Origin of the sequence: Duganella sp. HH101, assembly GCF_001758795.1 — a bacterium.
In the GTDB taxonomy this organism is placed as follows: domain Bacteria; phylum Pseudomonadota; class Gammaproteobacteria; order Burkholderiales; family Burkholderiaceae_D; genus Rugamonas; species Rugamonas rivuli.
The window spans coordinates 81,465-95,234 of record NZ_LRON01000020.1 but is presented as its reverse complement, the minus strand read 5'-3'; the positions used below and the strand labels follow the sequence as shown (position 1 = coordinate 95,234).

The window sequence follows — 13,770 nt, the reverse complement described above, 5'->3', positions numbered from 1 at the left end:
AGTTGTCAGGGAGGGTAACACGACGGGGCCGGACGCTGAACGCGCACGGCCCCGGATGCATCAGAAGCGATAAGACAGCGCCACCGTGGCATTGCGCCCCAGGATAGGCCGCGCGTAGAACAGACTGCCGTTCGAGCTTTGATTGAAGCCGCTGCGTGGATTACCCTCGGTCAGGCCGATCGAGTTGGTGACGTTATTCACCTTCACGTTCAACTTCCACTTCTTGTCGATCTTGATCTCCGCGCCCATGTCGATCACATGATAGGCAGGCAGCGCCAGCGCGTTTTCAAAGTCGGCGAAGCGCTTGCCGACATGGCTGTACACCAGGAACACATCGCCGAAGTCGAAATGCACCGTCGGGATCAGGCGTACCTGCGTGTTCGGCGTGCGCATCACCTGGTTGCCGTTTTGCTTGGCTTCCTCGGCGTTCGGATCGATGCCGTTGATGGTGGCCTTCTGCAGCGTTGCCACGTACTCCAGCGAGAACTGCTTCCACGGATTGATGATGCCCTCCAGCTCAACGCCGGTAGACAGCGTCTTGACGAACACCTGGCGGAAGTCGCCGGTGGCCTGGTTGGTTTCGCCGAAGGACAGGTTGGCGAACTTGGTGTGGAACAGCGTGGCCGACGTGGTCCAGAACGGCGAGATGTAACGCACGCCCGCCTCGGTGAAACTGAGCCGGCTGGCGCCATCGACGAAGCTGTCGGTGCTGTACAGCGTGGGCATGTTGGTGCCGCTGGCGTAACGTCCATACGTCGCCACATGGTCGTTGAAGGCGTAGTTGAAGCCCGCCGTGTACGACGCTTCCTTGATGGTCTTCTGCTTACGCGTCCACACGCCCGTGCCTGCGCGGCGCATGTAGTTGTTGGCGATGATGTTGTCCTTGTCGCTGCCGTCCGGGTTGAGGGAGCCGGGTATCACCGCACCGCCGGTCAGGCTGTTGCCCGGCAGGTCGTCGCCTGCGGCCAGCACGCCCTCGTCCTGCACGTCGTAGCGGGCGATCTCGTAGCGCACGCCGGCGTCGAGACGCAGCTTGCTGCTGACCTTCCATTCATCGTTGACGAAGTAGGACAGCGACTTCATATCGCCTTTGTGGCGCTCGTAGAAATAACCGTTGCGCAGAACGCCCTTGTCCGACAGGTAGCCGAGGATCTTGTTATTGGCATCGACGGCGACGATATCGAGCCGGCTCGGTTGATCGCGCACGTCGGTGATGATGCGGGCGCCGTAGTCGGAGTCGTCATACAGCTTCTGCGACGCGAACAGGATGCCGGCGGTGAAGCTGTTCTTGTCATTCTCCTTCGTCACCGACAGCTTGTCGACGAAGTGGCCCAGCGAGCGGAAACGCGTTTCGGCCACGGCATCGGTGGTGAAGCCGTTGCCGTTCAGCGTGGATGGATCGTTGATCAGCTGCCCGGTGCCGGCATACGCCAGTTTGGCGGTGCCGCCGAAGCGCTTCAGCAGCTCGGCGACGTCGCTGGACTGAGCGGGATCGAGCCGGTTGCTGGCGCGGACCAGATAGCTGTTCGGCCCATTGAACACCGAATGCGGCGCGACGTCGTAGCGGGTGTAGCGTGCGTTGTTACGGAACGACCAGTCGCCGCCCAGCTCATGCTGCAAGTCCGCGCCGACGACCTTGGCCAGCACATGAAAGCCGGTATTGAGGTCAGTGGTCACGGCGCCGTTGGTGGTCTGGTTGGTGATGTGCGCGACATCCGGGCCGTCCAGCGAGCCGTAATGCGGATTCACGCCCGGCACGCCGGTCGGGCTGCCCGGATTGGTCAGCGGGATCGGCAGGTAGAAGGTGTTATGGTCGTTGACGTACTTGGCCGACAGGTTCAACTCCCCGCGCTCAAGCTTGCGCGTCACGTTCAGGCGCAGCTGGCCGCCGTGGTCGGCGGTGATGCCGATCGGGCGCACGCCCTTGCCTTCACGGTAGTAGCCGCCGACGGCGTAGGTCCAGTCGTCGTTGATCGGTCCCGAATAAACGCCCTCCGTGCGCACCATGCCGTAGTCGCCGATGGTGACTTTGGCCTCGCCCTGCGGTTTCTGCGTGCCCTTCTGGCTGATGAAGTTGACGATGGCCGCCGGGCCGTTGGTGGACAGGATGGCCGAGGTGCCGCCGCGAATCGCTTCGAAGCGCTTGATGGTGACGTCCTCGCGCATCAACACATCCACCAGTTCGCCGTCGTAGATCACCGGCAGGCCGTCTTCCTGAAGGCTGATGAACTGGAACGCCGCGCCGCCGCTCAAGCCGCGCGGCGAGACGTTGTTCGACACTTCGCCGCCGGACGCCTCGACCCACAGGCCTGGCACCTGTTGCAGCGAATCGGCAAGACTGTGCGGCGCCAGCTTTTCCAGCTTGGCCAGGTCCACCGTTGTGATGGCGACCGAGGATTCAAGCTTGGTGCGGTTCCTGGCGGTGGTGCCGGTGACGACCACCTCCGGTATGGGCGCCCCCTTGTCCGTGACGCCCGCCGTTTCGGGCGCCGTTTGCGCCTGCGCGCCGTGCATGGCCGCCAGCTGGGCCAGTGTGGCGACCGAAAGGGTCAACCCGGTTTTTTGTCTCATTTGGAATCTCCAGATAGTTATCGTTATTTTTTACTGCCGTGTATTTGCTGCCACTACACCGAGACAGGCCACATCGTCTGTTCCCGGTAGCCGGTCGTCACCGACAAATACCCATTGAATTCCGCATCGAGTTCCGCGTCGCCGCTATCGATGCGCAGCACGCCGCCGTGCAGCGACATCAGCTTGCCGGGCGGCGCCAGCACATGCAGCCCTCGCGGTCCTGCTGCGCGCAGCAGGCGCGGTGAAATCTGCTGGTTGCCGCGTCCCAGCACCAGCCCCTGCCCTCCTATCGGCGACAGCACCAGGTGCAGCGGTTCCTGCCAGCCGTCTGCCAGATCCTCCAGCGTGCGGCGCGAGGCGTCGCGTGCCAGCAGCGTGCCGTCGCCCTGCACCGCGTCCACACCCAGCAGGGTGCCGTCCACGCCCAGCAGCGCCAGCAAGGCTTGCGTGGTGGAGCCGGGACCGATCAGGTACAGCGAGCGCACCTCCATCGATTCCGCGAAGCTGCGGGCGATGGCCATGCGCTGTGCGCCGCTGCCGCTGACATGACGCGCCTTGCCGCCCTGCGTCAGCGTCGGCGCCAGCGGCAGTTGCAGGTAGCCGTACAGGCGCGGCACGATCTGGTTGCGGCGCAGCGCGTCCTCGTCCAGGTCCATCACCTCGGCGTCGCAGCACACGGCCAGGCCGTTCTGCAGCAACTGGCGCAGCAGCAGCGCCGCCGCCAGCGGATGGTTGGCAAATACCGCCGACTGCATCTTCACGCCGGCCGGCACGCCTAGCACCGGCAGGCTGCCCATCGCGCCGGCGTCGCGCAGGCCGTCCAGCACATCGCGCGCGGTGCCGTCGCCGCCGGCGAACAGCAACAGGTCCATCCCCATGCCGGCCAGGATGCAGGCGGCGCGGCGGGTATCGGCCGCCTGCGACGGCGAGGCCACCGGCACCACCGCGCAAGCCTGCAGGCCTGCCGCCAGCAACGCATGCAGGCCCATCTCGCCGTCGGCGGTGTACCAGTTGGCCGCTTGCGCAGCCTCGCCGCAGGCGTCGAACATGGCGGCCAGGCGTGCGGATACCTGCGGCAGGCTGCCCGCCGCCAGCGCGGCCTGCACGCTGTCTGCGCCGTCCGAACCTTTGAGGCCGGCCGGGCCGCCGATGCCGGCCCAGGGATTGACCACCAGTCCTATCTTCATGCCAGCCCGCGCTCCCCCAGCTTGCGTTGGTAGGCGCGCCAGGTGATGGACCAGCGTTCCGGATCGTCCAGCATCTCGCCCTGCACGCGGTGCACCGGGCAGTTGTGCGGCGCGGTCTTGACCAGCTCCGGATTGCTGCGCGCCTCGCCGGCGATGTGCCGCATCACGCCGATGAATTCATCGAGGTCGGCGCGCGAATAGGATTCGGTCGGCTCGATGGTGGCCGGCTCCGGCACCACGTAGGGATGGTGGCTGGTCCAGTAGTGCACGCCGAAGTCGGCGGCGCGCAGACCGATTTCTTCCGACGTCACGCCGGTGGCCTCGGTCAGGCCCTGCCAGCTATAGCGCACCTGCTCGATGCGGCGCTTGCCCGGCGCGTAAGGCGCCGTCATGCCGTCGATCTTCAACAGCTCGTGCATCATGTAGTTGTTGTTGAGGACCGCGATCTCGGATACGGTGCGCAAGCCGTCGGCGCCCAGGTTCATGATCCACGCGTAGGCGCGCAGCATGATGGAGGCGGTGCCAGTGAAGCTGCTGATCTTGCCGATCGACTGTGCGGCGCCGTTCACCAGGTGGTAGTGGCCGTCCGTATGCCGCACCAGCGGGCCTGGCAGGAACGGCGCCAGCGCAGCCGTGCAGCACACCGCGCCCACCGCCGGGCCGCCGCAGGCGTGCGGCGTGGCGAAGGTCTTGTGCAGGTTGAAGTGGCACAGGTCGAAGCCCGCCTCGCGTGCGCGGGCGATGCCCAGCAGGCCGTTGGCGTTGGCCTGGTCGTACACGCACAGCCCACCGGCCGCGTGCACCACGTCGACGAATTCGCGGATGCGGCTGTTGAAGATGCCGGTGTCCTCCGGATTGGTGATGACCAGCGCGGCGGTGCGCGGCGATACGGCGGCCTTCAGCGCCGCCAGGTCCGGGTAGCCGTTGGCGTCCGGGTAGAGCGTGATGACCTTGTAGCCTGCCAGCTTGGCGCAGGCCGCGTCCGACGGGTGCGAGAAGATGGTGGTGATGACTTCATCGCGCTGCGCTGCGTCGCCACGGCTTTCGTGCCAGGCGCGCACCATCGCCATGTTGGCGAAGATGGCCTGCGAGCCGCCACGCGGCTGCAACGATACGGCATCCATGCCGGACACTTCGCACAGCACGCCTTCCAGCTTCGCGATCACTTCCAGCATGCCCTGCACGGTGCTGTCGGGCTGGCGCGGGTGCAGCTCCGCCATGCCGGGCTGGCGGGCCAACTGGTCGTTGATCTTGGGGTTGTACTTCATGGTGCAGGTGCCCTGGCCGACGTCGACGTTCAGGTCCGCGCCCAGCGTTTCCTGCGACAGGCGCAGATAGTGGCGCAGCACGCGGTTCTGCGACATCTCCGGCAGCGCCGGAGCGCGCTGGCGCAGCATCGTGGCGGGCAGCCCGGCCAGCGGCTGGCCGGCGGCGAGCACGATGTCCGGCTCCACCTCCGGCACCAGGATGCCGCGTTCGCCGGGCTGGCTCAATTCGAAGATCACGGGTTCGTCCCAGCGCGCCTGATGGTAGCGGCGCATCTGCTGTTTGCGGTGGGTGGCGATGTTTTCCATGGCGGTCATTGGTTGAGGACTTTCTCTAGCGTTGCGCACAGCAGGTCGATGTCTTCCTGCGTGTGGACTTCGGAAAAGGCGTACAGGGCCGACTGGCCCAGCGCGGGGAAGGCGGCGCTCAGGTCATGGCCGCCGAATACGCCCTGCTGCAACAAGGCGGCGTTGATGGCGGCCACCGGCAAGCCGGTGCCGTCGAAGTTGACGACGAACTCGCGGAAGTGGCAGCTGCCGGTATGCGCGACGCGCACGCCGGGCACGCGCGCCATGCGCTGGCGGGCGTAGGCGGTGCGCTGGGCGATGCCGGCGGCCAGTTCGGTCATGCCTTGTGGGCCCATCAGCGCCATGTACACGCCGGCGGTGATGCCCCACAGCGCGGCGGCTGTGCCGACGAACTCATTGCCGTTCTCGCGCTTGTCGAAGGAGGTGCGGCTGTAGGCCACGTCGCCGAAACCGTACTCGCCCGGCACGCTGGTCGGCACGATGCCGAACAGCCGCGATGGATATTGCATGACGATGGCGGGATCGTCGTGGCTGGCGATAAAGCCGCCCTGGCCGCCGCCGTAGTTCATGTGCATGCCCAGCGGCTGGATGTCGCCGCAGACGATGTCGGCGCCGTAGTTGGCCGGCGGCGCCAGCACGCCCAGCGAGACGGGATCGACGCCGACCACGAACAGCGCGCCCACCGCGTGCGCGGCGGCGGCCAGTGCGGCGCCGTCGTCGATGGTGCCGAGGAAGGATGGGATGTCCACGTACAGTGCGGCGGTGTCTTTGTCGAGCAGGCGCGTCACGGTGGCCAGGTCGAGCAGGCCGGTGTTCGGATCGAAGGGCGCGGTGATGAAATCGAGATCGGCGCGACCGTAGGTGGTCATCATCGACAGCTTGTCAGGGTTGACGTGGCCGGCCACGACGACGCGGCGGCGGCCGGTGTGGCGGCCCGCCATGCGCACGGCGGTGGCGGCGGCCTGCATGCCGTCGTACACCGGCACGTTGACCACGTCCATCTCCAGCAGCGCACCCATCATGCTGCAGTATTCGAACAGCGCCTGGAAGCGGCCATGGTCGTCATACGGCTCGCCGGCGTAGGCGGTGGCGAACTCGCTGCGGCCGTTGATCTCGTCGCAGACGGCCGGCACGTGGTGCTGGTAGCAGCCGCCGCCCAGGAAGCTCAGTTGACCGGCGCAGTGGCTGTTCTTGCGCAGCAGGCCGTCGACGTGGCGCTTGAGGCGCGCTTCGGACAGGTGAGGCGCGGCGATCGCCAGCGGCGCCTGCATGCGCAGGGCGGCGGGGATATCGGCAAAGAATTCTTCGACGCTGGCGGCGCCCACGGCGTGCAGCATGGCTTCGCGCACGGCAGGAACCGAGTTGGGGATGTAGGGGTGTGTGGTGGGTTTGCCTGGTTCCATGTCATTTCCTGTTATCGAGGTCGGATACCCCATCTTGTAGGAGCGAAATAACATTGACAAATGATCAGTATGCATGTGATACATTAGATAAATTCATGCGTGGAGAACACTTTTGGCTCATTCTTCCAGTCTTTTAAGGCAGTTGAAAACGTTCGAGGTCACGGCCCGGCACATGAGTTTTACGCGTGCGGCCGATGAGTTGTGCATCTCGCAGGCGGCGGTCAGCCACCAGATCAAGACGCTGGAGGATGCGCTGCAGATCAAGCTGTTCAAGCGCATGACGCGGGCCATCACGCTGACCGCCGAGGGGGCGATTTTGCAACGCAGCCTGGTCGACGCCTTCGGCCGCATCGACCGCGTGCTGGCGCAATTGGCGCAGACCGAAGGCCGGGCGCGCAAGCGGCTGACGGTGGCGGTGACGCCGGCCTTCAGCTCGCGCTGGCTGGTGCATCGGTTGGACCGCTTTCTGGCGGCGCACAGCCAGCTTGAAGTGCGGCTGGTGCACACGGTGATGCACACCGACCTGGGTCGCGACAGTATCGACCTGGCGATACGCTGGGGGGATGGCAAGTGGCCGGGGGTGGAGTGCGAGCGCCTGTTCGGGACCGAGCTGCTGCCGGTGTGTTCGCCGGCGATGCTGAAGGATGGCCCGCCGTTGCTGGAGCCGTCCGATCTGGCGCATTACACGCTGCTGCACGAGGATAGTTGCGACGATTGGGAGCGCTGGTTCGAGCAGGCGGGTTTGGCGCCGTCGCTGGCGCTGCGCGGGCCGCTGATCGATGACAGCAATGCGCTGATGCAGGCGGCGCTGAACGGCCAGGGCATCGCGCTGGGCCGCATGGCGCTGATCCGCGACGACCTGCGACGCGGCACCCTGGTCAGCCCATTCAGCCAGACGCTGTCCACGCAAGGCGCCTACTACATGTGCTGGCGCCCTACCCGCACGGAGCAGGAGGCGTTGGCGTGGTTCTCGGATTTTCTGCGGGATGAGGCGCGGGAGCAGGAAGCGAATCATTGAGAGGCTTCAAGGTCGTCAATATCAGCAGGCATATTGTAAGCAACGCTACATCCCCACCTATCCGGTTGACCGGTCAATTTAGCGTGACTACAATAAATCGTGCAGATCGAATTCGACCTCCTGAAGCGCAACAAGACCCTTGCTGAGCGCGGCCTTGATTTTTCGCGTGCGGTGGAGGTTTTCAACGGCCCAGTAGTGAATCAGGCTGACAATCGAGCCAATTACGGTGAGCCGCGAACGATCACGTTTGGGCTGTTGGATGGCAGATGGGTAGTGGTGATCTGGACACCACGCGGCGCAGCACGCCGCATCATTTCGATGAGGTATGCAAATGAACGTGAAATCAAACGCTACGCGCGGCAAGTGGGTCGATCCGGATGACGCTCCCGAACTAGCCGAGGATTTCTTTGAGAACGCGACGCCGATGATAGGCGAACGCATCGTGACGAAAAAGGAATTTGCCATCGCGGCCGAGCAGGCTATCCGCAATAGCAAGTCCAAGCAGGGCAGCTCCCAGCAATCATTGACGATGCGTTACGATGCCGACATTATCGCAGCATTCAAGTCCACTGGAGACGGTTGGCAGGCCCGGATGAATGACGCTTTGCGCGACTGGCTTAAAACCAATTCGCCCTGATCTTTCCTCCAGCTCACAACCGTATAAATCGTATCAGCCAAGTCGACGAGTCGCCGCCGGCGTGCAGGTATGCGCGGATACGTACAGCGCGCAAGTCATTCAACTTCGGCGCCTCGATACAGGACTCTTTTCCCACAACAATTCGTCCTTTTGGAAGCGTTCCTTTTAAAACCTTGTCAGGCTCAATGACGAACTCGCTGACGTAAGTTTGATATATGGGATCCGGCATCGGAAATCCCGGTGTGAACAGCCGGGGAAGCCGTTCCTCATTGACGTACTTGATTGCAACGATAACGCCCTCGACAACCAGATCGCTTCTGTAAAAGCATGCCTCTTCCGAACAGGGTTCCATGCAGGGGACAAGCGCGGAGGCCGACAGCGGCAATGCCAGCGCCGCCGCCATTAAAACGGTATAAATGGTTTTCATTAATAACTGGCTTCAGGTTGGCAGTTGGGTGGCGGGCAGCAGCGAAACGCCTTGCGCCGACGCGGCGACCAGCTCGGCGGCCTGCGCGCGCAGGAAGGCGGGACGCTGCCGCAAACGCTGCCAGTAGGCGGCGAAGGCTGGAGTGAAGGACGTATGCAATCCCAGCTGTTCAGCCAGCAGCAGCGCGTAGCCGACCGAGACGTCGGCCGCCGTGAAGCGGTCGGCGCACAGGAACTCATTCTTCTCCAGGCGCGGCGTCAGCGTCTTCAGGCGCGACAAGAACCAGCGCGAATAATCCTCCACCACCTGAGGCTGCAAGCGCTCCGGTGACTCGAAGCGGCTGTAGCGCAGCACCAGTGTTTGCGGGAAGGTCAGCGTGGCTTCGCCGAAATGCAGGTAGTTCAGCCACGCGCCGTAGTCCGCCTCGTCCAGCGCGACATTCAGCCTGGCCGCCGGATGGCGCTCGGCCAGGTACTGGCAGATCGCCGCCGATTCCGTCATCCGCATGTCGCCGTCGAAGAAGGCCGGCACGGTGCCGCAGGGATTGATGTCGAGATAGGACTTGTCGTGCACGCGCGGCGGGAAAGCCAGCATGCGCAGTTCGTATGGCAGCCCCAGTTCCTCCAGCATCCACAGCGGACGGAAGGAACGTGCGGCGATGCTGTGGTAGAGGATCATGGGGTTTCCTTTTTATTTTCCGATGCAGAAACGCGAGAAGATCACACCCAGCAAATCGTCCGACGAGAACGCGCCGGTGATGCTCGACAGCTGCACCTGCGCCAGCCGCAGCTCTTCCGCGAACAGGTCCAGCGACTGGTCGTTCTGCGCCGCGTGCTCGCCGGCGCGCTCCAGATGGGCGCCAGCGTTCTTCAGCGCGATCAGATGGCGTTCGCGCGCCAGGTACAGCGACTCGCCCGTCTGCTGCCAACCGGCGATGCGCAGCAGCTCGGCGCGCAGCAAATCAATGCCGATGTGCTCGTGCGCCGACAGATACACATGCGTCGCATCCTCCATCGGATCGACGCCCGGCTTGTGGCCCGACAGATCGATCTTGTTCCAGATGCGCAGCACCGGCACGCCGGGCGGGAAGGCGGCGACGATGCCCTCGTCCGCGCGCGACGGGCCGTGGTCGGCGTCCAGCAGGTGCAGGATGACGTCGGCCTTGCCGACCTCGCCCCAGGTGCGCTCGATGCCGATGCGCTCGACCACGTCGACGCCGTCGTCGATGGCGCGGATGCCGGCGGTGTCGATGATGTTTAGAGGTATACCTTCAATCTGGATGGTCTCGGTGACTTTGTCGCGTGTGGTGCCGGCGATCGGCGTGACGATGGCTACGTCCGTGCCCGCCAGCGCGTTCAGCAGCGAGGACTTGCCGACGTTGGGCTGGCCGACCAGCACCACGTTCAAGCCCTCGCGCAGCAGCGCGCCTTGCGACGCCTGCTTGAACACCTGCTCCAGCGCGGCGACGATGCCGGCCAGCTGGCCGCGCGCGTCGGATTTTTCCAGGAAGTCGATTTCCTCTTCCGGGAAGTCCAGCGTGGCTTCGACCAGCATGCGCAGGCCGGTCACGCCGTCCACCAGCGTGTTGACCGTCTTCGAGAAGGCGCCCGACAGCGATTGCGACGCCGACTTGGCCGCCGCTTCGGTGGAGGCGTCGATCAGATCGGCCACAGCTTCGGCCTGCGCCAGGTCGAGCTTGTCGTTGAGGTAGGCGCGGCGCGTGAACTCGCCCGGCTCGGCCAGCCGCAAGCCCGTCTCGGCGCCCGCTTCCAGCACGCGCGCCAGCAGCAGCTGCAGCACAATCGGGCCGCCGTGGCCCTGCAGTTCCAGCACGTCTTCCCCGGTGTACGAGTGCGGGCCCTTGAACCAGATGGCGATGCCCTGGTCGATCAGGGCGCCGTCGGCCTGCTTGAACGGAATGTAGGTGGCGTGGCGCGGCTGCAATGCGGTGGCGCCGAACAGCGCGGCGATCAGCGGCTTGAGGTTCTTGCCGGAGGCGCGTACCACGCCGATGCCGCCGCGCCCCGGTGCGGTGGCGATGGCGGCGATGGGGGAAGAGTCGATATTCATAGGGGAATTGTAAAGTAAAAAAAAGCCCGCGATTAACACGGGCTTTTCTGCAACAGCATTTATCCGGAGATCAGGACTTCGCGGCTTCAGGCGCAGCGAACTTCTTGGAGATCACGTACTGCTGACCGATCGACAGCACGTTGTTCACGACCCAGTACAGCACCAGGCCGGACGGGAAGAAGAAGAACATGACCGAGAACGCCAGCGGCATGAATAACATCATCTTCGCTTGCATCGGATCGGCAGGCGCCGGGTTCAGCTTGGTGGTGATGTACATCGAGATCGCGTACAGCACCGGCAGGATGAACCAAGGATCCGGCGCGGCCAGGTTGGTGATCCAGCCGATCCACGGTGCGCCGCGGATTTCGACCGACGCTTGCAGCACCCAGTACAGCGCGATGAAGACCGGCATCTGCACCAGGATAGGCAGGCAGCCGCCCAGCGGGTTGATCTTCTCGGTTTTGTACAGCTCCATGGTGGCCTGGTTCATCTTGGCCGGGTCGCCTTTGTAGCGCTCGCGGATCGCCTGCATCTTCGGCGTGACCAGCTTGACCTTGGCCATGCTGCGATAACCGGCGGCCGACAGCGGGAAGAACGCCAGCTTGATCAGGATGGTGAAGGCGATGATGGTCCAGCCCCAGTTGCCCAGCACCTGGTGGATTTGGTCCATGACCCAGAAGATAGGTTTGGCGATGATGGTCAGGAAGCCGTAGTCCTTGACCAGGTCCAGGCCAGGCGTGACTTTTTCCAGCAGCTTCGATTCCTGCGGGCCGGAGTACAGCTTGGCCTCGTTGGTCACGGTAGCGCCCGGCGCCAGCGTGCCCAGCGGCTGGATGGTGCCGATGGCGTACTGGTTGGTCGTCACTTTCTTGGTGAAGATGGTGCGGCCCAGCTTGTCCTGCGGGACGAAGGCGGAGACGAAGAAGTGCTGCGAGATCGCGATCCAGCCGTTGTCGGCCTTGGTCGGGTGATCCTGCACGGCGTCCTTGCCGGTCTTGGCGGCTTCGGCGGCTTCTTTTTCCAGCGTTTCGAACTTCAGCTTGTGGTACTTGTCGGCGTCGGTGTACAGCGTCGGGCCGGTGTAGCTGCTGTTGAAGTAAGAGTCGCCGGCCGGCTTGTTGCCGTCGTGGACCAGCTGCAGGTACAGCTCAGGCTTGACCGGCGCGGTGCCGACGTTGCTGATGTCGTGGCGCACGTCGATCACGTAGTCGCCGCGCTTGAAGGTGAAGGTCTTGGTCAGCTTGACGCCGGCCGATTCCGCTTCCAGCACCAGTTGCACCTGGTTGGCGTCGTTGAGCATGCGCGGGCCAGGCTTGGCGACGAAGCCGGTCTGGTGGTTCGGCAGGCCGGGGGCGCCGACGAGGCCGGTTTGGGCCAGGTAGATCTTGCCGGTGCCGGCATCGACGTCGAACAGCACCTGGTTCTTGTTGACGTCCACGCCGTCCTTGAACTTCAGCAGTTCCAGGCGCTTGATGGTGCCGCCCAGGGTGTCGACATCGACACGGAACAGATCGGTGGTGACGGTGATGCGCTCACTCTTGAACGGCTCGGCCGCGGCGGGGGCGCCAGGCAGTGCCGCAGCGCCCGTTGCTGCCGCGGTCACGGAGGCGGCCGGCAGTTCGGATTTCTTCGCTTCCGGGGCCTTGGCGGTTTGAGCCGGCGCTGGAGCAAACATGGAAGGCTTGCCTGTCGAGACCATCCAGTTGTTCCAAAGAACTACCAGCGACACGGCAAACACGATCCACAGGATGGTACGTTTATTGATATCCATTAGGCTATTTGTCAGGAGTGGTTGCAACCGCAAGCGGTCGTAGAAGTATTCGTTTTGCCGTCCGCCGGGGGAACGGGATCATGCCCGCCCGGATTCCACGGATGGCAGCGGCAAATGCGCTTGGCCGCCAGCAGGCTGCCCCTGGCGGCGCCATGCACCTGCAACGCTTCCAGCGCATAGTTCGAGCAGCTCGGATAAAACCGGCAGCTCGGCGCCATCAGCGGGCTCAGGGCCAGCTGATAAAAGCGCACCAGGAAGCGTAGCAGTTTTTTCATGATGCCTCAGGTGGAGGCGGCGGCGCCGAAGGCAAGGCCGGTTTGGGCGGCTTGGCCGTCTTGGCCTGGGCGAACAGGCGTGCCAATTCCACCCGCAAAGCCGCTTTCAGCTTCGCAGTGGTGGCAGGCCCGTCCTTGCTGTTGACCGGCTTGGCCAGGCGGATCAGGCAATCGATCGCCGGCAGGCTGGTCTGGCGGAACAGTTCGCGGGTAACGCGCTTGATCGTGTTGCGCGTGACGGCGCGCGGCGCGAACCGCTTCGCCACCACGACGCCCAGCCGCGCATGCGGCAATTCATTCAGACGGGTGTAGAGCACGAAGTGCGCGCTTTTTTGGGTAGGGCGCAAACGAAAAACGGATGAAAATTCATCCGTTTTAACGATACGCCGAACGCGCGCGAAGTCGTGTGAACCTTCGCCTGTCGAGCCGCTTGAAATACAGCTTTCCACGCGATCAGCTAACAAGCAGTTGGCTTATACAGCCAGACGCTTGCGGCCTTTGGCGCGACGTGCGTTGAGCACTTGACGGCCACCACGGGTAGCCATACGTGCGCGGAAGCCGTGGGTACGCTTACGGCGTACAACGGAAGGTTGGTAAGTACGTTTCATGTTGGTCTCGCTAAAAGCAGAAAAAAATGCAAAATCGGGTTGTGGCCCCGTCAGTTTTTGGTGCCAATGACACTTCGCGCACCTATGCCACCGTTGCCGGCACAAGCTGGGTCCATCTCATCGCCCGCTAAATCCACGCTTACTCCATATTGACGTTCATGTGAATAAACTAGGAATACGGGCGGGGAACCCTGAATTATCAGCATTTCGGTCCCGCTTGTCAACAACT

At 63.9% G+C, this 13,770-nt stretch carries 14 protein-coding genes; 3 read left to right on the top strand and 11 right to left on the bottom strand.

All coding sequences use genetic code 11. From position 1 onward, the window contains the following. Positions 1-60: 60 nt before the first annotated feature. The 4 genes from DUGA2_RS25430 to gcvPA are packed head-to-tail and all read right to left on the bottom strand — an operon-like array spanning position 61 to position 6,735. Positions 61-2,571 (bottom strand): TonB-dependent receptor, encoded by a 2,511-nt coding sequence (locus DUGA2_RS25430; protein ID WP_083296471.1) that lies wholly within the window; start codon positions 2,569-2,571, stop codon positions 61-63. Positions 2,572-2,624: 53 nt separating this feature from the next. Further along, positions 2,625-3,758, bottom strand: a complete 1,134-nt coding sequence (locus DUGA2_RS25425) for an ATP-NAD kinase family protein (RefSeq protein WP_070272208.1) — start codon at positions 3,756-3,758, stop codon at positions 2,625-2,627. Next, positions 3,755-5,341, bottom strand: coding sequence for an aminomethyl-transferring glycine dehydrogenase subunit GcvPB (gcvPB, locus tag DUGA2_RS25420; RefSeq protein ID WP_070272207.1), 1,587 nt, complete (start codon positions 5,339-5,341; stop codon positions 3,755-3,757). The genes DUGA2_RS25425 and gcvPB overlap by 4 nt, the downstream gene beginning before the upstream one ends. Continuing rightward, a complete protein-coding gene (gene gcvPA / locus DUGA2_RS25415; RefSeq protein ID WP_070272206.1) occupies positions 5,338-6,735 on the bottom strand; it encodes an aminomethyl-transferring glycine dehydrogenase subunit GcvPA in 1,398 nt (465 codons plus the stop codon). The genes gcvPB and gcvPA overlap by 4 nt, the downstream gene beginning before the upstream one ends. A 112-nt stretch (positions 6,736-6,847) precedes the next feature. Between gcvPA and gcvA the strand changes: the two genes are divergently transcribed. From gcvA to DUGA2_RS25405, 3 genes are all read left to right on the top strand, one after another. Next, entirely contained in the window at positions 6,848-7,753 is a 906-nt protein-coding gene (gcvA, locus tag DUGA2_RS25410) for a transcriptional regulator GcvA (RefSeq protein ID WP_071658980.1), read from the top strand. A gap of 99 nt (positions 7,754-7,852) precedes the next feature. After that, positions 7,853-8,134: a BrnT family toxin gene (locus DUGA2_RS32950; protein ID WP_071658979.1), complete on the top strand. Its 282-nt coding sequence runs from the start codon at positions 7,853-7,855 to the stop codon at positions 8,132-8,134. Then, positions 8,085-8,390, top strand: coding sequence for a BrnA antitoxin family protein (locus DUGA2_RS25405; RefSeq protein ID WP_070272240.1), 306 nt, complete (start codon positions 8,085-8,087; stop codon positions 8,388-8,390). The genes DUGA2_RS32950 and DUGA2_RS25405 overlap by 50 nt, the downstream gene beginning before the upstream one ends. A 13-nt stretch (positions 8,391-8,403) precedes the next feature. On the opposite strand, the gene DUGA2_RS25400 is transcribed toward DUGA2_RS25405, so the two are convergent. The 7 genes from DUGA2_RS25400 to rpmH form a co-directional block, all read right to left on the bottom strand. Then, positions 8,404-8,817 (bottom strand): hypothetical protein, encoded by a 414-nt coding sequence (locus DUGA2_RS25400; RefSeq protein WP_070272204.1) that lies wholly within the window; start codon positions 8,815-8,817, stop codon positions 8,404-8,406. 12 nt (positions 8,818-8,829) lie between these two features. After that, complete coding sequence (locus DUGA2_RS25395; protein WP_070272203.1) at positions 8,830-9,495, bottom strand: glutathione S-transferase family protein; 666 nt, start codon at positions 9,493-9,495, stop codon at positions 8,830-8,832. Positions 9,496-9,507: 12 nt separating this feature from the next. Beyond that, positions 9,508-10,887, bottom strand: coding sequence for a tRNA uridine-5-carboxymethylaminomethyl(34) synthesis GTPase MnmE (gene mnmE / locus DUGA2_RS25390; protein ID WP_070272202.1), 1,380 nt, complete (start codon positions 10,885-10,887; stop codon positions 9,508-9,510). A gap of 70 nt (positions 10,888-10,957) precedes the next feature. Further along, positions 10,958-12,658 (bottom strand): membrane protein insertase YidC, encoded by a 1,701-nt coding sequence (gene yidC / locus DUGA2_RS25385; RefSeq protein ID WP_070272201.1) that lies wholly within the window; start codon positions 12,656-12,658, stop codon positions 10,958-10,960. A gap of 11 nt (positions 12,659-12,669) precedes the next feature. After that, positions 12,670-12,933: a membrane protein insertion efficiency factor YidD gene (yidD, locus tag DUGA2_RS25380; RefSeq protein WP_008453122.1), complete on the bottom strand. Its 264-nt coding sequence runs from the start codon at positions 12,931-12,933 to the stop codon at positions 12,670-12,672. After that, positions 12,930-13,370: a ribonuclease P protein component gene (gene rnpA / locus DUGA2_RS25375; RefSeq protein ID WP_071658981.1), complete on the bottom strand. Its 441-nt coding sequence runs from the start codon at positions 13,368-13,370 to the stop codon at positions 12,930-12,932. Before rnpA ends, yidD begins: the two co-directional genes overlap by 4 nt. A 36-nt stretch (positions 13,371-13,406) precedes the next feature. Beyond that, positions 13,407-13,541, bottom strand: coding sequence for a 50S ribosomal protein L34 (gene rpmH / locus DUGA2_RS32945; RefSeq protein WP_040378179.1), 135 nt, complete (start codon positions 13,539-13,541; stop codon positions 13,407-13,409). Between the last annotated feature and the right edge of the window lie 229 nt (positions 13,542-13,770).